Annotated in this window: 19 protein-coding genes; 13 read left to right on the top strand and 6 right to left on the bottom strand. The window is 60.0% G+C overall.

Going from position 1 to position 20,341, the window contains the following annotated elements:
• Positions 1-88: 88 nt before the first annotated feature.
• The 6 genes from acpP to mgtE all read left to right on the top strand — a co-directional run bounded on the left by acpP (position 89) and on the right by mgtE (position 5,583).
• The gene (acpP, locus tag J3351_RS07625) at positions 89-322 is read left to right on the top strand and encodes an acyl carrier protein (protein ID WP_005932296.1); all 234 of its coding nucleotides are present in this window, start codon (positions 89-91) and stop codon (positions 320-322) included.
• A 133-nt stretch (positions 323-455) separates the two neighbouring features.
• Positions 456-1,895, top strand: coding sequence for a proline--tRNA ligase (gene proS, locus J3351_RS07620; protein WP_005932298.1), 1,440 nt, complete (start codon positions 456-458; stop codon positions 1,893-1,895).
• A gap of 144 nt (positions 1,896-2,039) precedes the next feature.
• Entirely contained in the window at positions 2,040-2,411 is a 372-nt protein-coding gene (locus tag J3351_RS07615) for a GntR family transcriptional regulator (RefSeq protein WP_207697458.1), read from the top strand.
• 3 nt (positions 2,412-2,414) lie between these two features.
• Positions 2,415-3,257 (top strand): ABC transporter ATP-binding protein, encoded by an 843-nt coding sequence (locus tag J3351_RS07610; RefSeq protein WP_207697457.1) that lies wholly within the window; start codon positions 2,415-2,417, stop codon positions 3,255-3,257.
• Positions 3,254-3,904, top strand: a complete 651-nt coding sequence (locus J3351_RS07605) for an ABC-2 transporter permease (RefSeq protein ID WP_207697456.1) — start codon at positions 3,254-3,256, stop codon at positions 3,902-3,904. Before J3351_RS07610 ends, J3351_RS07605 begins: the two co-directional genes overlap by 4 nt.
• A 299-nt stretch (positions 3,905-4,203) precedes the next feature.
• Positions 4,204-5,583 (top strand): magnesium transporter, encoded by a 1,380-nt coding sequence (gene mgtE, locus J3351_RS07600; protein ID WP_374222241.1) that lies wholly within the window; start codon positions 4,204-4,206, stop codon positions 5,581-5,583.
• Positions 5,584-5,747: 164 nt separating this feature from the next.
• Here the strand turns inward: mgtE and J3351_RS14305 are convergent, their stop codons facing one another.
• The 6 genes from J3351_RS14305 to J3351_RS07570 all read right to left on the bottom strand — a co-directional run bounded on the left by J3351_RS14305 (position 5,748) and on the right by J3351_RS07570 (position 13,662).
• Positions 5,748-6,893, bottom strand: coding sequence for a GNAT family N-acetyltransferase (locus J3351_RS14305; RefSeq protein WP_207697454.1), 1,146 nt, complete (start codon positions 6,891-6,893; stop codon positions 5,748-5,750).
• A gap of 265 nt (positions 6,894-7,158) precedes the next feature.
• Entirely contained in the window at positions 7,159-7,641 is a 483-nt protein-coding gene (locus tag J3351_RS07590) for a YhcH/YjgK/YiaL family protein (protein ID WP_097770624.1), read from the bottom strand.
• A 3-nt stretch (positions 7,642-7,644) separates the two neighbouring features.
• Entirely contained in the window at positions 7,645-8,550 is a 906-nt protein-coding gene (locus J3351_RS07585) for an SPFH domain-containing protein (RefSeq protein ID WP_005932322.1), read from the bottom strand.
• 16 nt (positions 8,551-8,566) lie between these two features.
• Positions 8,567-9,016, bottom strand: a complete 450-nt coding sequence (locus J3351_RS07580; RefSeq protein ID WP_005932324.1) for an NfeD family protein — start codon at positions 9,014-9,016, stop codon at positions 8,567-8,569.
• Positions 9,017-9,165: 149 nt separating this feature from the next.
• Positions 9,166-11,022: a glycoside hydrolase family 13 protein gene (locus J3351_RS07575; protein ID WP_005932326.1), complete on the bottom strand. Its 1,857-nt coding sequence runs from the start codon at positions 11,020-11,022 to the stop codon at positions 9,166-9,168.
• A gap of 243 nt (positions 11,023-11,265) precedes the next feature.
• Entirely contained in the window at positions 11,266-13,662 is a 2,397-nt protein-coding gene (locus tag J3351_RS07570; protein WP_098922739.1) for a glycogen/starch/alpha-glucan phosphorylase, read from the bottom strand.
• Positions 13,663-13,993: 331 nt separating this feature from the next.
• Here J3351_RS07570 and zapA point away from each other — a divergent pair, with 331 nt between their 5' ends.
• The 7 genes from zapA (at position 13,994) to mreD (ending at position 20,315) form a co-directional block, all read left to right on the top strand.
• Positions 13,994-14,383, top strand: a complete 390-nt coding sequence (gene zapA, locus J3351_RS07565; RefSeq protein ID WP_005932333.1) for a cell division protein ZapA — start codon at positions 13,994-13,996, stop codon at positions 14,381-14,383.
• Between the two features lie 39 nt (positions 14,384-14,422).
• Positions 14,423-16,492, top strand: coding sequence for a U32 family peptidase (locus J3351_RS07560; RefSeq protein WP_207697453.1), 2,070 nt, complete (start codon positions 14,423-14,425; stop codon positions 16,490-16,492).
• A 166-nt stretch (positions 16,493-16,658) separates the two neighbouring features.
• Positions 16,659-17,105 (top strand): dUTP diphosphatase, encoded by a 447-nt coding sequence (gene dut / locus J3351_RS07555; protein ID WP_035394001.1) that lies wholly within the window; start codon positions 16,659-16,661, stop codon positions 17,103-17,105.
• Positions 17,106-17,110: 5 nt separating this feature from the next.
• Positions 17,111-17,665: a nucleoside triphosphate pyrophosphatase gene (locus J3351_RS07550; RefSeq protein ID WP_005932346.1), complete on the top strand. Its 555-nt coding sequence runs from the start codon at positions 17,111-17,113 to the stop codon at positions 17,663-17,665.
• 184 nt (positions 17,666-17,849) lie between these two features.
• Positions 17,850-18,872 (top strand): rod shape-determining protein, encoded by a 1,023-nt coding sequence (locus J3351_RS07545; RefSeq protein ID WP_005932353.1) that lies wholly within the window; start codon positions 17,850-17,852, stop codon positions 18,870-18,872.
• 66 nt (positions 18,873-18,938) lie between these two features.
• On the top strand, positions 18,939-19,769 hold the full coding sequence (mreC, locus tag J3351_RS07540; protein WP_242699349.1) for a rod shape-determining protein MreC: 831 nt from the start codon (positions 18,939-18,941) through the stop codon (positions 19,767-19,769).
• Positions 19,770-19,781: 12 nt separating this feature from the next.
• Positions 19,782-20,315, top strand: a complete 534-nt coding sequence (gene mreD / locus J3351_RS07535) for a rod shape-determining protein MreD (protein WP_207697451.1) — start codon at positions 19,782-19,784, stop codon at positions 20,313-20,315.
• The last annotated feature ends 26 nt before the right edge of the window (positions 20,316-20,341 follow it).

Below are 20,341 nucleotides of genomic sequence, written 5' to 3'. Positions count from 1 at the left end.
GGGATATAAAAAGAGAGAGTGCTTTTGCGCGCCGGAGAGGGCGTGCAGGCAGAGAAGAAAGAATCATTGACAAAAGGAGACCGCGACGATGGATACTTTTGAAAAGATCCGTGCACTGCTGGCAGAGCAGCTGGATATTGACCCTGCTAAGATCACGATGGAGAGCGACATTATGAGTGATTTCGAGGCCGACAGCCTGGATATCGTGGACATGGTGATGACGCTGGAGGATGAGTTCGGCATTGAAGTGCCGGACGATGCCATCGAGAATCTGCGCACCGTGGGCGACGTGGTGGAATTTGTGGACAGCCACAAGGGCTGATAACGGTTTTGCAAAAAGGCCCCGCATCCGCAGCGCTGCACACGGCGGCACTGCAGCGGGGCTTTTAATATGAGCTCGTGCGGAACGGCTGGAACACAGGCGTTTGGCGCACGGCTTAGGAGGATATAACAAAATGGCAAAAGACAACAAGAAGCTTGTGCAGGCGATCACCAGCCAGGAAGAAAACTTTGCACAGTGGTACACCGACATCTGCGTCAAGGCAGAGCTGGTGGAGTACTCCAGTGTCAAGGGCTTCATCATCCTGCGCCCCTATGGTCAGGCCATCTGGGAACTGATCCAGAAGGACATGGATGCCCGGTTCAAGGCAACCGGCCACGAGAACGTGGCCATGCCCGTGCTGATCCCCGAGAGCCTGCTGCAGAAGGAAGGCGAGCTGGTCAATGGCTTCGCGCCGGAGGTGGCGTGGGTCACGATGGGCGGCTCTGATAAGCTGGAAGAGCGCCTGGCGGTGCGTCCCACCAGCGAGACCATGTTCTGTGACCACTGGTCCCGCGTGCTGCACAGCTACCGTGAGCTGCCCATGAAGTACAACCAGTGGTGCAGCGTGGTGCGCTGGGAAAAGACCACACGTCCCTTCCTGCGCAGCCGTGAGTTCTGGTGGCAGGAAGGCCACACCATCCACGAGACTGCCGCCGAGGCCGAGGCCGAGACCCAGCAGCAGCTGAACTGCTACGCGGATGTCTGTGAGCAGGATCTGGCCATCCCTGTTGTCAAGGGCCGCAAGACCGATAAGGAGAAGTTTGCCGGTGCCGAGGCTACCTATACCATCGAAGCCATGATGAAGGACGGCAAGGCCCTGCAGAGCGGCACCAGCCATTACTTCGGCGATAAGTTCAGCAAGGCTTACGACGTGACCTTTACCGGCCGCGACAACCAGCTGCATCACCCGTTCCAGACCAGCTGGGGTGTTTCCACCCGTCTGGTGGGTGCCATCATTATGACCCACGGCGATGACGACGGCCTGATCCTGCCCCCGGCAGTGGCCCCCATCCAGGTCGTGGTCGTGCCCATCGCCGCCCACAAGCCCGGCGTTTCCGAGAAGGCCGCCGAGCTGGCTGAGAAGATCAGCAAGTATGCCCGCGTCAAGCTGGACGACAGCGACAACGCCCCCGGCTGGAAGTTCTCCCAGTGGGAGATGAAGGGCGTGCCCCTGCGCCTGGAGATCGGCCCCAAGGATCTGGAAAAGAACCAGTGCGTGCTGGTTCGCCGCGACACTCGTGAAAAGATCTTCGTGAGCCTGGACGAGCTGGAGACCGCGATCCCGGCCCAGCTGGAGGCCCTGCGCAAGGACCTGTACGAGCGTGCCCTCGCCAACCGCGAGAAGCGCACCTGGGCAGCCACCACCATGGAGGAGGTCAAGGAGCTGGCCAAGGCCAACACCGGCTACATCAAGACCATGTGGTGCGGCGACCTGGCCTGCGAGATGAAGATGAAGGAAGAGGCTGGCCTGTCCAGCCGCTGCATGCCCTTTGAGCAGGAGCACATCAGCGATGTCTGCCCCTGCTGCGGCAAGCCCGCCAGCAAGATGGTCTACTGGGGCGTGGCCTACTAAGCCGCCCCACAGTCAGAGCCTGATCAGATGAAAAAAGCAGCTTTCCCGTCCAAATGGGAGAGCTGCTTTTTTGTGTCTGCCTATTGACAACTGTGTATCTACTGTATATACTGTAAATATACAGATGCAACGGAGGCGGCAGACATGAATCTCTTCATCGATAACAAGAGCGGTGCACCCATCTACGAGCAGCTCTACACCCAGATCAAGAACCAGATTTTGAACGGGGAACTGCAGCCGGAGGAAGCTATGCCGTCCATCCGGGGGCTGGCGCGGGATCTGCGCATCAGTGTTATTACTACAAAGCGGGCCTACGATGAGCTGGAACAGGAGGGCTTTTTGTATGCGGTGCCCGCCAAGGGCTTTTTCGTGGCAGCGAAAAACACCGAGCTGCTCCGGGAAGAGAACCTGAAAAAAATCGAAGCACACCTGACGGAAGCCGTACGGCTGGCGGCTCCCTGCGGGCTGACCAAACAGGAACTGACCGAAATGTTGGAATTGCTGTGGGAGGAATGAACCATGAACGCATTAGAACTGCACGACCTTGAAAAGCACTACCCGGATTTTACGCTGGGGCCCATTGATCTCGAACTGCCCGGCGGCACAGTCTGCGGGCTGATCGGTGAGAACGGCGCGGGCAAGAGCACCACCATTAAGCTGATTCTGGACATGATCGACGGGGACGCTGGCACTGTGAAGCTGTTCGGGCAGGAGGGGATCACCCCGCTTGCCAAAGCCGATATCGGCGTGGTGCTGGGCGGCGAGGGCATCCCCACCTGCCTGACCGCGCCGCAGGTGGGGAAAGTGATGGCGGGCATCTATCCCAATTGGGATGCCGCCGCCTACGCCGACTGGTGCCGCCGCTTTGACCTTCCGGAGAACAAGAAGTACGGCGACTACTCCACCGGCATGAAGATGAAGCAGTGCCTTGCCGTGGCACTTTCTCATCACCCCAAGCTGCTGCTGTTGGACGAAGCCACCAGCGGTCTGGACCCGGTGGTGCGGGATGAGCTCATCGATCTGCTGCTGGACTTTGTGCGGGATGAGAACCATGCAATTTTGATCTCGTCCCACATCGTCAGCGATTTGGAAAAGCTCTGCGATACCATTGCTTTTCTGCACAAGGGCAGGCTTCTGCTCTGCGAAGATAAGGACACCCTGCGGGAGGAGTACGCCCTTTGGCACGGCACTGCCGGGCAATTGGAGGAGCTGGATAAAAACGCCATCGTCAGCCGTCGGGTGACAGCCTACGGGGCCGAGGCACTGGTGAAGAGGGAACTTGTCCCGGCGGGCAGCACCCTGACACCGGTGAGCATCGAAGAACTGTTCGTTTTGATGGTGAAAGGGGAGAATGTGCGATGAAAGGTTTGCTGTTGAAGGATTGGTATCAGGTCAGAACCAGTATGAAAACCATGTACCTGACGGTTGCATTTGTGCTGGTGATCTTGGTGTTCAGCACATCGAACGCCTATGTGTTCCCGGTGAGTTATGCGGCCGTTTTTCTGGGCATCCTGCCGGTGAACCTGCTCACCTACGACCAGAGCGTCGGTTGGGTGGAGTATGGCCGGACACTTCCGGTGAGCAAAAAGACGCTGGTGGCGGAAAAATACCTCATCGGTCTGTTCTGCGCTGCGGCGGCTGTTGTAATTGGAGGACTGTTCATAACGGTGATTTCTCTGCGCACCGGAACGACCCCGGATAAGGATGCGCTGTCCCTGCTGGCGGGCAGTGTGTGTGCCATCCTGCTGATCAACGGTATTTCCCTGCCGCTGCTGTACCGCTTTGGGGCTGAAAAAGCCCGCATGATCTACGTCCTGACCTTTGCCGGACTGGGTGCCCTGCTGGGCGGCGGCGGTGCCGTGATGGATGAACTGCAGCAGAACGGCCCGGGAAGTGGGCCGCTGCCTGTGCCCCTCTGGCTGGCCGCAGTGCTTCTGCTGGCGGTACTGGCCCTGTATGCCGTGTCCTGGCGGGTGTCGGTGGCATGGTATGGAAAGTATAAGAAGTAAGCTCTTCTTTGTGCAATATAGCAATAATTCGGTAAAAAAACTGTAAAAGGGCTTGAAAAATCCGGCCCGGCGTAGTATGATAACGGGGCTGAAAGAAAAATCTTACACCAAGGAGGAGTTTGTTTCCATGTCCAGTGACCATACGGATCACCCCAAACAACGCTTCTCCTGCGATGCGGGCCGTGCAAACGTGTTAGCCGCATCCTGAACTGCATGCCCTTTGTACACCGCAGGAGTTGTAACCAGACCGATGCGGTGTATTTTTTATGCCCGAAAACGGGAAACGGAGGGACCAAACCATGCAGAAGAAAAATTATGTGCAGGAGATTCTGGACATCATCCACAGCGGTCTGCCGCAGGCAGAGCTGGCTGAAAAGCTGTCCGATTACCATGAAAACGACCTGGCCGATGCCCTGACGGCCCTGACACCGGAGGAGCGCCAGAAGGTGTACACCGTACTGGGCGTGGATACGGTGGCAGAGATCTTCTCCTATCTGGACGACGCAGAGCCTTACCTGAAGGAGCTGGACCCCGAGCGGGCCGCCCGGGTCATCTCCCACATGGATTCGGACGATGCCGTAGATGCTCTGGATGACCTGGAAGAGGACGACAAGGCAAAGATCGTCCACCAGCTGGACAAGGATGCCGCCGATGATGTGAAGCTGCTGCTCTCCTATCACGAGGACGAGATCGGCAGCTGCATGACCACCAACTACATCTGCATCCGCAGGGATATGACCATCCGGCAGGCCATGAGTGAGCTGGTGAAGCAGGCAGGCGAGAACGATAACATCTCCACCCTGTATGTAGTGGATGAGAACGAGCACTTTTATGGTGCCATTGACCTGAAAGACCTCATCGTGGCCCGTGCGGAGGAGCGCCTGGAAAAGCTGATCGCACGCTCCTACCCCTACGTCACCGACCACGAGAAGATCAGCGACTGCATCGACCGCATCGTGGACTACGCCGAGCGCTCGCTCCCTGTCCTGAACGACAGCGGGAAGCTGCTGGGCATCATCACCTCGGCGGATGTGGTCGAGCTGGTGGACGACGAGATGGGCGATGATTACGCAAAACTCGGCGGCTTGACCAGTGAGGAGGATCTGAACGAGGGTGTGTTCCAGAGTGTGAAAAAGCGCCTGCCCTGGCTGATTGCCCTGCTGTTCCTCGGGATGCTGGTGTCCTCGGTGGTGGGTGCGTTTGAATCGGTGGTGGCGGTGCTGCCCATCGTCATCTGCTTCCAGTCCATGGTGCTGGATATGGCCGGCAATGTGGGCACCCAGTCGCTGGCTGTGACCATCCGTGTGCTGGTGGACGAGAACCTGACCACTGCCAAAAAACTCCAGCTGCTCTGGAAGGAAATGCGGGTGGGCCTGACCAACGGTGCATTGCTGGCCGTGCTGGCGCTGGGCTTCCTGGGCGGCTACATCCACTTCTTCAAGGCCTACGCCTGGGGTGAAGCCTTCCTGCTCTCGGGCTGTGTGGGCATATCTCTGGTCGTGGCTATGGTGATCTCCAGCCTGGTGGGCACGGTCATCCCCATGCTGTTCCATAAGATCCACATCGACCCCGCCGTGGCTTCCGGCCCGCTCATCACCACCATCAATGATCTGGTGGCTGTGGTGGTCTACTATGGCCTGGCCGCCGTGGTGCTGATCGATATGTTCCATTTGGGCTGAAATAGAGAAAGGCTGCTGCCGACAACTCCCTCAGTCACGGCTTCGCCGCGCCAGCTCCCTCTTGGAGGGAGCCTTGACGTAATGGCAATCTGTGAAAGCCTCCCTCATTGAGGGAGGTGGCATCGCGTGAGCGATGACGGAAGGAGTTTGGCAACAGCCTCTTTTTACTTATTCTGTATCCAATACCGCTGTGTCAGCGTTCCATCGGAGGAATCGAACTGCTCGTCCTCCAGCACGCCGCCGTTGGCGCGGATGGTCTTTGCTGAGGCAACGTTGTAATGGTCGCAGCAGATGCGCACCTTTTCGATGCCTCGTTCTTTTGCCTTTTCCAGCGTCAGGCGAAGCATCTGGGTGGCGTAGCCGTTCTGCCGCTCCGAGGGGCGGACGCTGTACCCGATGTGCCCGCCGTAGGTCAGCAGGTAATCGTTGAGCCGGTGGCGCAGGTTGGTCATGCCCACCAGATGCTCGTGCTCATCCAGAGCCAGATACTCCGTGGCGGGCACGAGACCGGCGGGGGTTGTGGCCGGGTCTTTCAGCTTGCGGAGTTGGGCCAGCCAGGCATCGAAGTCGGCATATTTGTCCAGAGCCGAGGTGCCGTCCATCCGGGAGTTGATGGCCAGAAATTCTTCCCGGTAGGCCATTACCTGTTCCCGGTCGCCCTCATCCGGCTCCCGCAGGTGGATCTTCTGGGGTGAGGTGCGCCGGGTGGCGGTGCGGAAATCCGGAGCCTTCATCAGGCCGTGGCAGTTGCAGTAGAAGTAAAGCACACCTGCGCCCCGCAGGGAGAAGCGGGCAGAGGCATCTCCCTCGGGGTAGAGCTTGACCAGCTGCAGCTTATCGCCGGTGAGGTAGGCCAGAAACGAGATGTAATGGTTTTTCTCCATGGGGTGGTGCAGGGTGACGAAGAGCTCGTCCTCCACCCGCTCCACAGTCAACTGATGATGCTCGTCGGCATCATCGGCTTCGGCGATGTCCAGCGCAGGCAGGGTGATGCCGCAGCAGCTCACCACAGCCTGTCCGGTGGCGTGGAGCACATTGCCGCAGAGAGGGCAGACGTAGAGCTTGCTCCGCAGCAGGTTGGCTGCCCGGTTCCGGTTGATAATGGGTTCTCCCTGCATCAGCTCCAGCACGCTGACCCCCAGAGCCGCAGCCAGCGGTTCCAGCAGGGAGATATCGGGCAGACCCTTGGCGGTCTCCCACTTGGAAATGGTCTTGGCGCTGACAGAGAGCGTTCCGGCAAGCTCTGCCTGGGTCAGGCCCTTGGTTTCCCGCAGCTGCCGGATGGTGCTGCCTGTGACGTATGTGTTCATAATGAATGAAACCTCTCAGTCTCGCGTTGCTCGACAGCGTACGGGTTGCGGCTCCCAGCATCCACTTCGCACAAAGTATTGTGCTCGTGTCTTGCTGGCCGCGGCCCCAACAACTCCTCCCTTCATCCGCCACTGGCGGCGGTCGTCGTCGTTGCCTAATAGGGGAGCCCTTGGCAAGTCGGGCAAGCGTAATTGTTGAACCAGAGTATACTATACAAAAAAACTCCACGCAACCTACGCTGCGTGGAGTTCGTGCTTTCAGGAATTATTCGGCCTCGGTCTCGTCTTCCTCGTCCGGGTCCAGCTCCATGGTGAACACGGCCTTTTTCAGCTTGCCGCAGCCCTGGGCCTTCAAGCCGGATTTGTACGGCTCCCCGGCCAGATAGAGGGCAAAGCGGCCCTCGCAGAGCATTCCAGCAATGCTGGTGCCGGCGGTGCCCACGGTGGTATCAGCGGCTTCGTCAGCGGGCCGGGTGGGGCTGAACTCGCCCAGGGACACTTCAAACAGCTCGCTGCCTTCGAGGTCGGTCTCAAGGGTCAGGTGGTTGTCGTGCCGGACAAAGGGGGCCTTGTCGCTGGCCTGCGGGGTCACGGTGCTCACCATGACCACAGCCTTGTCACCATCAATGCGGGTGCGCCCGGCGGGCAGGTTGTTGATATCCCGCGCCATGATGAACTCGATGACGCTGTCCAGACTGCTGCACAGGCCCAGATAGTTGGGGAGATTGTTCAGGGTATCGTAGATCATGGATCAGTCCTCTTTCGGGTCGGTCAGAAGCTCCTTGATGCTGGGCACAACGCCGCCCAGATTTTGCAGCTCCGACGGAATGATGATCTTGGTGGCCTTGCCGTTGGCGACCTTGGCCAGTGCTTCCAGGCTGCGCAGAGCCAGCACCTTGTCGTTGGGCATAGCCTCGTTCAGCAGGCGGATGGCATCGGCGTTGGCCTTCTGCACCGCGAGAATGGCCTGCGCCTCGCCCTCAGCTTCGAGAATGCGCTGCTGTTTGACGGCATCGGCACGGAGGATGGCGGCTTCCTTTTCGCCCTCGGCGGCGGTGATGGCGGCCTGCTTCTCACCGTCGGCCTTCAGGATGACGGCGCGCTTTTCGCGCTCTGCCTTCATCTGCTTCTCCATGGCTTCCTGGATCTCGCGCGGCGGGATGATATTCTTGACCTCCACGCGGTTGACCTTGATGCCCCACTTGTCGGTGGCTTCATCGAGGATGGCCGTGATCTTGCCGTTGATGACATCGCGGCTGGTCAGGGTGTGATCCAGCTCCATCTCACCGATGATGTTGCGCAGGGTGGTGGCGGAAAGGCTCTCGATGGCTGCGATGGGCTGGTTGACACCGTAGGTGTAGAGCTTGGCATCCATGACCTGGAAGAACACCACGGTGTCGATCTGCATGGTAACGTTATCGCGGGTGATCACAGGCTGGGGAGGAAAGTCCGCGACCTGCTCCTTCAGGCTGACCTTTTTGGCGATCCGCTCAATGAACGGGATCTTGACATGCAGGCCGGCCGACCAGGTGTCGGAGTAGCTGCCCAGACGCTCCACAACGTACACCATGGACTGAGGCACGATGACGATGTTGGTGACGACGATGAGCAGGATGACAAAGATGAGCGCGAGGATCACGAACAGCATGATAGGCATAGAGACGCTCCTTTTTTCAGTGGTTGATGGATTCGGTCAGGATGGGTTCCACGATGAGCAGGGTGCTGTGGATCTCGGTGACCCGGCAGGCCTGCCCGGGGGTCAGGGTATCGCCGGGGGTGGCGCAGCGGGCGCTCCAGTCCACGCCATCCAGCCGCACCCGGCCCGTCTGCTGGGCAGAAACGGGGGTCAATACCCGGGCCTCCCGGCCAAGGGCGCGGTCACCGTTGGTGGGGGTGGGCTGCTTGTGCAGCCGTTTGGCCAGCGGCTTGAATGCCAGCAGACAGACCGCGCTGACCGCAATGAACACCACCGCCTGCACCCGGAACGAGTGGGTGAACAGGCAGCAGAGCAGGGCTGCCGCGCTGCCTGCCGCAAACCAGACGGATACCATGCTGAAGGTCATGCCCTCCAGCGCCAGGAAACCGACGGCGGCAAGGAGCCAGAAAATGGGGTCAATGGACATCGAACATCCCTCCTTCTTCGTTTATTATATAACAAAGGCGTGGAAATGACAATATGTTGTTATTTAAGGGCGAGTGCTGCTCTGTTCAACCTCTCAGTCGCAGGCTTCGCCGCGTCAGCGAAGATGACGGAGAGGTTTAATCCGTTTCCTTATACATAATCATAGTAGCTGTGGTTCGGGTTATGCCCCACCTCTTCCACCACGATGGTGAAGCCCATGGGATTCACCTCAGTGCTCTTGCCGCTGGCAAGGGTCTCCACGATGATATGCTCGGTGCGGTTGACGATGATCTCCGCGGTCTCCACCTTGCCCACCCGCTGGTAGTGCAGGATGCCGTCCTCGGCACGCAGGACCCGCAGCTGGCCGGTGCGGAAAGCCTCGCAGGTGTGGCGGAGCTGTGCCAGCTGTGCCAGCACGGGGCGCAGGCGCTGCTCGTGGGCATCCCACCGGAAGAAAGCCCGGTTGAAGGGGTCCCGGTAGCCCTGCATGGCAATCTCGTCGCCGTAGTACAGGCAGGGCACACCCGGCAGGGTGTAGATGATGGCGTAGGCCATCCGCAGGCGGAGCAGGCCCTCCTCGTAGGCATCGCCGGTCACACAGCGGCCGCTCTGCCACGCGCGGCCCCGGCCATTGGCGGGCTCGTCAGCGATCACGGTCAGGGCACGCTCGGTGTCGTGGGTGGAGAGGAAGTTCAGGGCGGTGTCCATGGCCGGGGCAGGGTAGTGTTCGCAGATGGTCAGGATCTCCGTCATGGCCTGCTCGGCGGGCTTGCCCTTGACGAAATCCAGCACGGCGTTCTTGAAGGGGTAGTTCATCACGCTGTCCAGACCCTTGCCCAGCAGATAGGTGCGGCGCTTATTGAAGCCGAACTTGGTGGTGGCATCCTCCCACACCTCGCCCAGCAGGAACTTTTCGGGGCTGACCCGCTTGACGGCGGCGCGCACCTTCTCAATGAATTCGTCGGGCAGCTCGTCGGCTACATCCAGCCGGAAGCCTGCTGCGCCGCGCCGCAGCCAGGTGTCGATGACACCGCCCGGGCCGGTGATGAACTCCACATAGGAGGGGGTCTCCTCGTTGACCTCGGGCAGGGTCTCAAAGCCCCACCAGCTGCGGTAGCCGCCCTTGTACTGGGGGCCGAAATCGTACCAGCAGCGGTAAGGGGAGTTGGGGTCCCGGTACGCGCCGCCCTCGCCATAGCGGCCCTCGCGGTTGAAGTAGCGGCTGTCGGAGCCGGTGTGGCTGAACACGCCGTCCAGCACGATGCCGATGCCGTACTTCTGGGCGGCGGTGCACAGTGCCTCAAAATCCTCGTTGGTGCCCAGCAGGGGGTCCACATTCAGGTAGTCGGCGGTGTTGTAGCGGTGGTTGGAGTGGGCCTCAAAGATGGGGTTGAGGTAGATGAAATCCACCCCCATCTCGTGCAGGTAAGGGAGCTTTTGCTGGATGCCCTTGAGGTCGCCGCCGAAATAGTCCTCATTCAGGTGACCACCCACCTCGTTGGGCTGCCAGAAGGGCTCGGCGTGCTTGTCGGCCTGATAGATGCGGTCGGCAAAGGGCATGGGCTTGTTCTCCACCCCTTCGCAGAAGCGGTCCGGGAAGATCTGATAGAACACCTTACCCTTGATGCTTTCGGGGGTCTCAAAGTCCTGCTCATAGACCGTGATCTGCCAGCTTTCGCCATCCTGCCAGCTGATCACGCCGCAGTTGTCGGGGCCGCGCACGATGCGGCGGAAGTCGGTGTAGAGGTCGAAGTAGTAGAAGTAGAGGCCCGGGTCATTCAGAGGCACTTCCACAGAAAAGTGGTTCTGCCTGGGGGTCTGGCCATCGAAGTTCATCCGGTAGTAGACGGGAACATCGAACTTGCCCTCTTTTTTCAGGACAAGGTGCGGATCTACATAGCCCAGCTCCTCGGGGATGCAGAGCGACAGCCGGACAGTCTGCCCGGCGCGCACCGCACCAAAGGGCTGCTTGAAATAGGGGTCAAAACTGTTGAACAGACAAGACAAGTGGGGTCGTTCCTTTCTCAAAAAAAGCCCCGGTTCCGTAATGGCTCCGGGGCAGAGATATATTTGTGCTAAACCCTTCCGTCAATGCTTCGCATTGCCACCTCCCCTAGTAGGGGAGGCCTTGGCAGAACGGTGAAGTCTGTGCGTAAAGGAAAAGCTGTAAAACCTCCCGTAACGCCAGAGGCCCCACTACTAGGGGGGCTGTCACCGCAGGTGACTGGGGGGGGGGGGTAACCTTTCCAATTACTTCACAGCAGAAGCGTGCCAGATATCGCGGGCGTAATCCAGCACAGAACGGTCTGCGCTGAAGATGCCGCTGTTGGCGGTGTTCTTCAGGCTCATCTGTGCCCACTTCTCGCGGTCAGCATACAGGCGCTGCAGGTCGGCCTGAGCACGGCGGTAATCCTTGAAGTCGGCCATGACCATATAAGGATCGCTGGTGCGCAGGTTCTCGGTGACCTCGTGGAAGTCCTCGCCGTTCCAGCCGCGCTCCAGGAAGTTCAGAGCGGCATTTGCCACGTCATCGCCCATGATGAAGGCGCTGGGGTGGTAGCCCACCTGCTTGAGGTTGTTGACCTCGGGGGTCAGCATACCGAAGATCAGCTCGTTCTCCTTGCCGGCGGCATCGGCGATCTCGACGTTTGCGCCGTCCAGCGTACCCAGCGTGATGGCACCGTTCAGCATGAACTTCATGTTGCCGGTACCGGAAGCCTCGGTGCCTGCCAGAGAGATCTGCTCAGAGACCTCGGCAGCGGGCATCAGGTGCTCGCTCAGGGAGACGCAGTACTCTTCCAGATAGACCACGCGCAGCTTGTCGCGCACGGCGGGGTCATTGTTGATCAGGTCGCCCAGCTTGCAGATCATCCGGATCATCTGCTTGGCCATGTAGTAGCCGGGGGCAGCCTTTGCGCCGAAGATATAGGTCTTGGGGATGAAGTCGGCGTTGGGGTTCTCCTTCAGATACAGGTACTGAGCGGCGATGTTCAGGGCGTTCAGGTGCTGACGCTTGTACTCGTGCATCCGCTTGACCTGGCAGTCGAAGATGGAATTGGGGTCGATGACCTGGCCGGTGCTCTTCTCGAGATAGGCGGCAAAGTTCTTCTTGTTGTTCAGCTTGATCTCGTTGATGCGCTTCAGCACGGTCTTGTCGTCCGCATACTTGTTCAGCTTGGAGAGGTTGGAAGCGTCGTGCTTGTACTCCTCGCCGATGGTCTCGTCCAGCAGTTTGCACAGCTCAGGGTTGGAGGCCAGCAGCCAGCGGCGGTAAGCGATGCCGTTGGTCACGTTCTTGAAGGCCTGAGGCTTGAACAGGTAGTAATCGTGGAACACGCTCTCCTTGATGATCTCGCTGTGCAGCTTGGACACGCCGTTGATGCTGTTGGCGGTGTAGGCGCAGATGTTTGCCATGCGGACCTGGTTGTCGCCGATCAGGGCCATGTAGTTGATCTTGCCCTCATCGCCGGGGAATGCCTTCTCCAGCTCCTCGCGGGCACGGCGGTTCATCTCGACCACGATCTGGTAGATGCGGGGCAGGGTCATCTTGAAGATATCCACATTCCACTTCTCCAGAGCCTCGGCCATAACGGTGTGGTTGGTGTAGGCAAAGACCTTCTGGCAGATCTCAAAGGCCTTATCCCAGTCAAAGCCGCACTCGTCCAGCAGGATGCGCATCATCTCGGGGATGGCCAGCGTGGGATGGGTGTCGTTCAGCTGGATGGCGACCTTGTCGGCCAGATTCTCCAGCGTGCCGTAGGTGGACAGGTGGTTCTGCACGATATCGCCGATGGATGCGGCAGAGAGGAAGTACTGCTGGCGCAGGCGCAGGATCTTGCCTTCAATGTGGTTGTCGTTGGGGTACAGCACCTTGGAGATCAGCTCGGCGCTGGCGTTCTTGCTCATGGCAGTGTTGTAGTTGCCCAGAGAGAAGCTGGACATATCAAAGTCAGGAGCCTTGGCCTGCCACAGGCGCAGCTTGGCAACGCCCTTGCCGTCGTAGCCCTGCACATACATGTCGGAGGGCACAGCCATAACGCTGTTGTAGTTGGTGTGCTGGATATAGTGGAAGCCGTGATCCCAGTTCTCGCGGATCTCGCCGTCAAAGCGGACCTCGATGGCCTGATCGGGGTGGCTCTTCAGCCAGACCTGACCGCCGGGCAGCCAGTTGTCAGCGCGCTCCTGCTGCCAGCCGTCCACGATCTTCTGCTTGAAAATGCCGTACTCGTACAGGATGGAGTAGCCGGTGCCGCAGATGCCGGTGGTGGCCATGCCGTCCAGATAGCAGGCAGCCAGACGGCCCAGACCGCCGTTGCCCAGGCCTGCATCGGGCTCTTCCTCAAAGATGCCCTCGATGTTGATGTCGGCATCAGCCAGCACCTTCTGGGCAACATCTTCCAGACCCAGGTTGAACAGGCTCATCTTCAGGCTGCGGCCCATCAGAAACTCCATGCAGAGGTAGTATACCTGCTTGGTACCGGTGCCAATGGCCTTGGACTGGAACTTCTTGTGGTTCTCGCTCATCATCTGACGGCAGATCAGGGCAAGAGAGCGGTAGATCTGCTGCTTGGAAGCAACGCTCAGATCCACGCCGTACTCGCTGGTCAGCTTATCCTGAAGAATTTTTGCAAATTCTTTTGTAGTCATAAGGAACTCCTATCCGCACACACACTTGTGCTGTTTTGAAATATCGCAACAGGGAACTTCTCCTCTTTCCCTCTCCCTGTTACCACAACAAGAACATTATAATCAGTTCTATTCGTAAATGCAAGGAAAAACGCCGATTTTTGCCGTAACTGACATTTTTGTCACAATCTTTCTGGTAAATATGCAAAAAATTCAAAAATAACACTTTCTCTTGGAGCGCATTTATATTATAATAAGAAGTGAACGGTTGTCCCGGCGGGGGCAAAAGCGTGCACCGGGGCAGGAAACTCGGCCACAAACTCCGCTCAGAGTAATTATTAGTGAGGATACGATGGTTAATAAAGTGAGAGTGACCATTGCGGGCGCGCCCTATGCGATCGCAACGACGGATTCCGAAAAGTATATCGCCTCTCTGGCCAAACGGCTGGATGAGGATATCACCAAGCTGCTGGACACCAACGAAAACCTTTCGGTGACCAAGGCGGCGGTGTTCTGCGCCATGGATTATCTGGACGAGTACAAAAAGAGCACCGGCAGCGCCGAGAATATGCGCAGCCAGATCCAGGATTATATTGCCGATGCCGCCAGGGCAAAGCTGGCTGAGGATAAGGTGAGAACGGAAAATGAAACGCTGCGGCGTGAAAACGATGCCCTGCGGGAGCAGCTGGCACGCCTGCAGGCCAAGCAGAAGGCCGACCGGGAAGCAAAGACGGAAGCGTGAATGGGGGCGCGGTGAGCGCGCCGGAACAAAGGGAGTATTATGCCAAAGATCGAGATCCTTGCCCCGGTGGGCAGTGAAGAGATGCTCCGCGCTGCGGTGTTCAGCGGTGCGGACGCGGTATATCTGGGCTTTTCGGGCTTCAATGCCCGCACAGGAGCCGGAAATTTTGATGCGGACAGCCTGAAGGAGGCAGTCCGGTTCTGCCACGCGCGGGGGGTCAAGGTGCACGTGGCACTGAACACCACCGTTTACGGCGGAGAGCTGGCCGCGCTGGCCGGTGCCGTGAAGGCTGTGGCCGAGAGCGGCGCGGATGCGGTCATCTGCCAGGATCTGGCGGTGGCACAGCTCATCGGGCGGATCGCCCCCGACCTGCCCCGCCACGGTTCCACCCAGATGAGCGTCCACACCCTGCAGGGCGCATTGGAGCTGAAGGAGCTGGGCTTTACCCGGGTGGTGCTGGCCCGTGAGCTGAGCCTGCCCGAGGTGGAGCACATCACAAAGCACTGCGGCATCGAGACGGAGTGCTTTGTCCACGGCGCGCTCTGCATGTGTGTCAGCGGCCAGTGCTATATGTCGGCCTTCCTGGGCGGTCGCAGCGGCAACCGGGGCTCCTGCGCCGGGCCCTGCCGCCTGCCCTTTGAGGCAAACCCGCTGCCCGAGGGCAAGCCGGGCCGTCTGCACCACCTTTCCCTGAAGGATAACTCCGTCATCGACAAGCTGGATCGGATGCAGGCCGTTGGCGTGGCATCGGCCAAAATCGAGGGCCGTCTGCGCACGCCGGAGTATGTGGCGGCGGCGGTCAGCGCCTGTCTGGCAGGCCGCGAGGGCCGCGCCTACGACCGTGACCTGCTGAAAAATGCGTTCAGCCGCTCCGGATTCACCTCCGGCTATCTGGATGGAAAGATCGACGGCACCATGTTCGGTGTGCGCAGCGAAGCCGATGCGGAGCTGACCAAAAAGACCCTGCCTGCCCTGCGCGAGCTCTACCGCCGCGAGCGCAGCCGAGTGCCGGTGCAGTTCAGGCTGGAGATCGAAGAGGGCGGCGAGAAGCTGACCGTGACCGACGCGGACGGCAACAAAGCCTTTGCCTACGGCGATGCGGAACCGCAGCCTGCCCGCACCGACCCCACCGAGAGCCTGCAGCGCAGCCTTTCCAAGACGGGTGGCACCCCCTTTGCAGTGGAAAAGATCGATGTGGAGATGGACGGCGGCCCCTGGTTCGTGCCGGGCAGTGCCGTGAACGAGCTGCGCCGGGATGCGCTGGAGGCCCTGCTGAAAAAGCGGGAGGTCCTGCGCCCCTGGCCGGTACACGAGGTGGAGCCGGATGCGCTGCCCCTGCGCACTCTGCCGCCTCACCGCACCCTGCGCGCCCGCTTTGAAGCTTGGGAGCAGGTGCCGGAGCAGGCCCTGAGCGGGGTGGAGTATCTCATCCTGCCCATTGCGCAGGCCGACCGGGTGCCCCGGGAGTGGCGGGAAAAGACCCTTCTGGAGCTGCCGCGCGTGATGTTCGGCGCGCTGGAGGAGGACACCGCCCGCCGCATTGCCGCCACCCAGGATGCGGGTTTTGCGGGCTATGAGGTAAGCAACATCGCCCACCTGCGGCTCTGCCGTGGCCTGCCGATGAGCGGCGGCTTTGGCCTGAATGTCACCAACCAGATGGCAGCACAGTCCTACGCCGACCATGGCCTGAACAGTGTGCTCATCCTGCCCGAAGTCAAGGACAGCGATATCAGCACCATTGCCCCCACTCATAACGGCAAGCCTGTGCCCACCGGTGTGCTGGTCTATGGCCACATGCCGCTGATGGTCACCCGTGCCTGCCCGCTGCAGAACATCCATGACTGCGCCCACTGCAATAAAGCAGGGGAACTGACCGACCGCAAGGCCAAAAAGTTCCCGGTGCGCTGCGGCATGGGCGTGCGGACAATCTATAACCCCGTACCTATTTATATGGGTGATAAGCCCGGTGCTCTGACTGTGGACTACGGCGTGGCCTACTTCACACTGGAATCCCGGGAGGAAGCAGCCGCCATTCTGGACAGTATCCGTGTCCACGCACCCTTTGAGGGAGAGTTTACAAGAGGACTTTATTTCAAGGGGACCAACTAAAGATGCAGTTTCCCCGGGCGGGAGCCGAGAGTTTCTCCGAGGACCGTCCGCTGGGGTGGGACCCTGCTGCCGCAGGCAGTAGGGCGGGCGATGGAATGGCCCGTTTCGTGTCCGAGGAGAAAGCTCCCGGAACACGCCCGAATATAACTTTAACAAGAGGTATACTATGGAACCGATCACCGTAAACTATAAAGTATTGGACCCCCGGGCCAAGGTGCCCGCCTATGCAACGCCGGGGGCAGCGGCGGCCGACCTGTGCGCCGTGCTGGATGAGCCCCTGACACTGGCCCCCATGCAGCGGGCACTGGTGCCCACTGGCCTTGCCATCGAGCTGCCCGGCCCCCACGCTGTGGCGCTGGTCTATGCCCGCAGCGGCCTTTCCATCAAGCACGGCCTGTGCATGGCAAACGGCGTGGGTGTGGTGGACAGTGACTACCGCGGGGAACTGAAGGTGCCCATGATCAATCTGGGCACCGAGGCCTATACCATCCAGCCCGGTGAGCGTGTGGCACAGCTCTGCATTGCACCGGTGTATACCGCTGCCTTTGCTCAGGCGGCCGAACTGGGGGATACCCAGCGCGGCGCGGGCGGCTTTGGCTCAACGGGGAAGTGAAGCGTATGAAAGATCTGATCCTGGCTTCCCAGAGCCCCCGCCGGAAAGAGCTGTTGAGCCTGTACACGACGGATTTTACCGTCTGCGTCAGCGATTTTGACGAGGATGCCGTGACGGCGGATACCCCCGCCCGGCTGGTGGAACAGCTTGCCCGGGGCAAGTGCCTTGCTGTGGCCAAGGAACACCCCGGTGCCGTGGTGCTGGGCTGCGATACCGTGGTGGATGTGAACGGCGAGGTGTTCGGCAAGCCTCACAGCCCGGACGATGCCAGACGGATGCTCCGCGCGCTGTCCGGCGCGACCCACTATGTGCACACCGGTGTCTGCGTTTCCGATGGCACCCGCACCGAGAGCTTTGTGGATACCTGCAAGGTCACCTTCTTCCCGCTGAGCGAGGAGGAGATCGAGCGGTACGCCGCCACAGAGGAACCCTACGATAAGGCCGGTGCCTACGCCATCCAGGGCCGCGCGGCGGTCTGGCTGGATGCCATTGAGGGGGATTATTACACCATTATGGGCCTGCCCGTCAGCCGGACGGTCCGCCTGCTTGAACAGTTCTGACAGTTTGTGCGGCGGAACGCACAGAAAAATGAAAAATACGGAAAAACTTGACAAAACGCTTGAGAAAACGTTGACTTGCGGCTATAATAGAAACGTGTTATTCTGCGATAGGCGGTCAAACCCTGTGGAGTTTGGGCTGCCGTGCGTTTTGGAATAGACCGGAAATACGAAGGAGAGCTTCATTATGAGTTTTTTGTCAAAGGACGTTGGCGTTGATCTGGGTACTGCCAATACCCTGGTTTACATGAAGGGCAAGGGCATCATCATGCGGGAGCCTTCGGTCGTGGCTGTGGATACCAAGACCGATGAGGTGCGCTGCGTGGGTGCTGAGGCAAAGGCTGTCATCGGCCGTACCCCCGGCAGCATCGTGGCAGTCCGCCCCCTGAAGGATGGTGTCATCGCCGATTTCGATATCACGGCAAATATGCTGGAGAACTTCCTGAAAAAGGCCTGCGGCAACAGCATGTTCTCCCGCCCCCGCGTGGTCATCTGCATCCCCTCGGGCGTGACCGAGGTGGAGCGCCGCGCTGTGCGTGAGGCGACCCTCAAGGCCGGTGCCCGTCAGGTCTCCGTCATCGAGGAGCCTATGGCCGCTGCCATCGGCGCGGGCCTGCCCATCAGCGAGCCCACCGGCAGCATGATCGTGGACATTGGCGGCGGCACCGCTGAGATCGCTGTCATCTCTCTGGGCGGCATCGTGGCCTCCCGCAGCGTCCGGATGGCCGGTGATATGTTCGATCAGGCCATCATCGCTTTCATCAAGCGCAAGTATAACCTGCTCATCGGTGAGCGTACCGCCGAGCAGATCAAGATCGAGATCGGCTCTGCCTACCCCATGGACCCCGAGATGACCATGGAGATCAAGGGCCGCAACCTGGTGGACGGCCTGCCCAAGAACATCGTCGTCCACTCTGAGGATGTGCGCGAGGCCCTGCTGGAGTGCCTGGTCAAGATCACCAGCGCCATCAAGGAGACTCTGGAGCGCACCCCGCCTGAGCTGAGTGCCGATATCATCGACCACGGCATCACCCTGACCGGCGGCGGTGCCCTGCTGCGGGGCCTGGATCAGCTGATCCAGAGCGAGACCGGCATTGATGTCCATGTTGCGGAGGACCCGCTGGATTGCGTGGCCAAGGGTGCCGGTGCGGTGCTGGATCATGTGGATGTTCTGCACGACGTGCTGGATACCGATGGAGCTCACATGTAACGATGTAACAGAGGGTGCGGACGGCTCTGGGCTGTCCGCGCCCTTTTGCAATCGGAGGAAAACCCCTTGAAAGACTTTTTCGATACCTGGAAATTCAAGATCCTGGTGGGCATCGCGGTGTTTCTGGTGGGCATCATGGCCTACGCCGGTGCCAACGGCCGCCTGACTGCCGCTCCGCAGGAGCTGCTGAGCGTGGCGGCTGCTCCATTCCAGAAAGTGGCTGCTGTGGTCAGCGGCGGCGTGGCCTCCCTGTGGGAAAAGTACACCAGCATCGATGACGTGATGGCTGAGAACGAGACGCTCAAGGCCGAAAACGCCGAGCTGCGCCAGCAGATGGTGGATTACGACCGCGTCAAGGCCGAGAACCAGGCCTACAAGGCACTGGAAAGCATCCAGAGCCAGCGGCCAGAGATGAGCTATCTTTCCAGCTTTGTCATTGGCCGTGACCCGCTGGATTCCTTCTATGGCTTCACACTGGACCGCGGCACGCTGGATGGCGTGGCCGTCAACGATGCCGTGGTCAGTGACCAGGGCTACCTGCTGGGCATGGTGGTGGAGGCTGAGCCCACCAGCTGCAAGGTGATGAACGTTCTTCACCCCAACTTCAACGCGGCGGGCGTGGTATCCCGCACCCGTGACAACGGCATCGTCACCGGCAGCTCCGAATACGCCGCCGATGGCCTGTGTGTGCTGACCAACCTTGCGCGCAACACCCTGACGGAGAAAAGCGACCAGGTGGTCACCACCGGGCTGGGCGGGGTGTTCCCGGCTGACCTGCTGGTGGGCGTGGTACAGGAACTGGTGCCCGAGGTCAGCGGCAAATCGACCATTGCCGTCATCAAACCCGGTACCGACCCCCGCACGGTGCGCCATGCGTTCATCATTACCAGTTTCTGAGGAGGGACCCTGATGGAATCACGCCGGAAACGCAGCCGGGGCCAGATCGTCAAATGGATCTGCTATGCGCTGCTGGGCCTTCTTTGTGCTGTTTTGCAGACCACGCCCGGGCTGTTCCAGTTCGGGGCGGCAAAGCCGCTCTGGCTGCTGCCGCTGGCGTTAGCGGTCGCCGTGTTTGAGGGCGAGTTCGCCGGGGCTGTTTTTGGGGCGGTCTGCGGCCTGATGTGGGACTGGCTGGCCGGGCGCACCGTGGGCATGCTGGCGCTGGAGCTGCTGCTGCTCTGCTTTGCCGTTTCGGCGGTGATGCAGCTCTACTTCAAGAATTCGGCCGCAAATTTTGCACTCATTGCGTCTGCTGCCGCCCTGCTGGTGCTCACGCTGGACTGGCTGTTTTTCTACTACATGCCCGGTTACAGCGGCGCGGCCAGCCGCTGGCTGTGGTTTGTGCTGCCCACGGCAGCCCTCACCGTGCCGGTCTGCATCCCTCTGTTCGGGGTCGTGCGCCGCATCCACGAAGAATTTAAGATCGACAACGGCGTGGTGTAACGCACCCCGCGCCGGAAGGAGAATCC

It is taken from the genome of Faecalibacterium sp. Marseille-Q0746 (assembly GCF_017377595.1).
Classification (GTDB): Bacteria; Bacillota; Clostridia; order Oscillospirales; family Ruminococcaceae; genus Faecalibacterium; species Faecalibacterium duncaniae.
Note: the sequence above shows the minus strand (reverse complement) of the source record. Positions and strands in the feature narration are given on the sequence as shown.

Excerpts from the sequence above, each read along its gene's own strand:
- acpP (WP_005932296.1), top strand. The coding sequence starts at position 89 with ATGGATACTTTTGAAAAGATCCGTGCACTGCTGGCAGAGCAGCTGGAT.
- proS (WP_005932298.1), top strand. The coding sequence starts at position 456 with ATGGCAAAAGACAACAAGAAGCTTGTGCAGGCGATCACCAGCCAGGAA.
- J3351_RS07615 (WP_207697458.1), top strand. The coding sequence starts at position 2,040 with ATGAATCTCTTCATCGATAACAAGAGCGGTGCACCCATCTACGAGCAG.
- J3351_RS07610 (WP_207697457.1), top strand. The coding sequence starts at position 2,415 with ATGAACGCATTAGAACTGCACGACCTTGAAAAGCACTACCCGGATTTT.
- J3351_RS07605 (WP_207697456.1), top strand. The coding sequence starts at position 3,254 with ATGAAAGGTTTGCTGTTGAAGGATTGGTATCAGGTCAGAACCAGTATG.
- mgtE (WP_374222241.1), top strand. The coding sequence starts at position 4,204 with ATGCAGAAGAAAAATTATGTGCAGGAGATTCTGGACATCATCCACAGC.
- J3351_RS14305 (WP_207697454.1), bottom strand. The coding sequence starts at position 6,893 with ATGAACACATACGTCACAGGCAGCACCATCCGGCAGCTGCGGGAAACC.
- J3351_RS07590 (WP_097770624.1), bottom strand. The coding sequence starts at position 7,641 with ATGATCTACGATACCCTGAACAATCTCCCCAACTATCTGGGCCTGTGC.
- J3351_RS07585 (WP_005932322.1), bottom strand. The coding sequence starts at position 8,550 with ATGCCTATCATGCTGTTCGTGATCCTCGCGCTCATCTTTGTCATCCTG.
- J3351_RS07580 (WP_005932324.1), bottom strand. The coding sequence starts at position 9,016 with ATGTCCATTGACCCCATTTTCTGGCTCCTTGCCGCCGTCGGTTTCCTG.
- J3351_RS07570 (WP_098922739.1), bottom strand. The coding sequence starts at position 13,662 with ATGACTACAAAAGAATTTGCAAAAATTCTTCAGGATAAGCTGACCAGC.
- zapA (WP_005932333.1), top strand. The coding sequence starts at position 13,994 with ATGGTTAATAAAGTGAGAGTGACCATTGCGGGCGCGCCCTATGCGATC.
- J3351_RS07560 (WP_207697453.1), top strand. The coding sequence starts at position 14,423 with ATGCCAAAGATCGAGATCCTTGCCCCGGTGGGCAGTGAAGAGATGCTC.
- dut (WP_035394001.1), top strand. The coding sequence starts at position 16,659 with ATGGAACCGATCACCGTAAACTATAAAGTATTGGACCCCCGGGCCAAG.
- J3351_RS07550 (WP_005932346.1), top strand. The coding sequence starts at position 17,111 with ATGAAAGATCTGATCCTGGCTTCCCAGAGCCCCCGCCGGAAAGAGCTG.
- J3351_RS07545 (WP_005932353.1), top strand. The coding sequence starts at position 17,850 with ATGAGTTTTTTGTCAAAGGACGTTGGCGTTGATCTGGGTACTGCCAAT.
- mreD (WP_207697451.1), top strand. The coding sequence starts at position 19,782 with ATGGAATCACGCCGGAAACGCAGCCGGGGCCAGATCGTCAAATGGATC.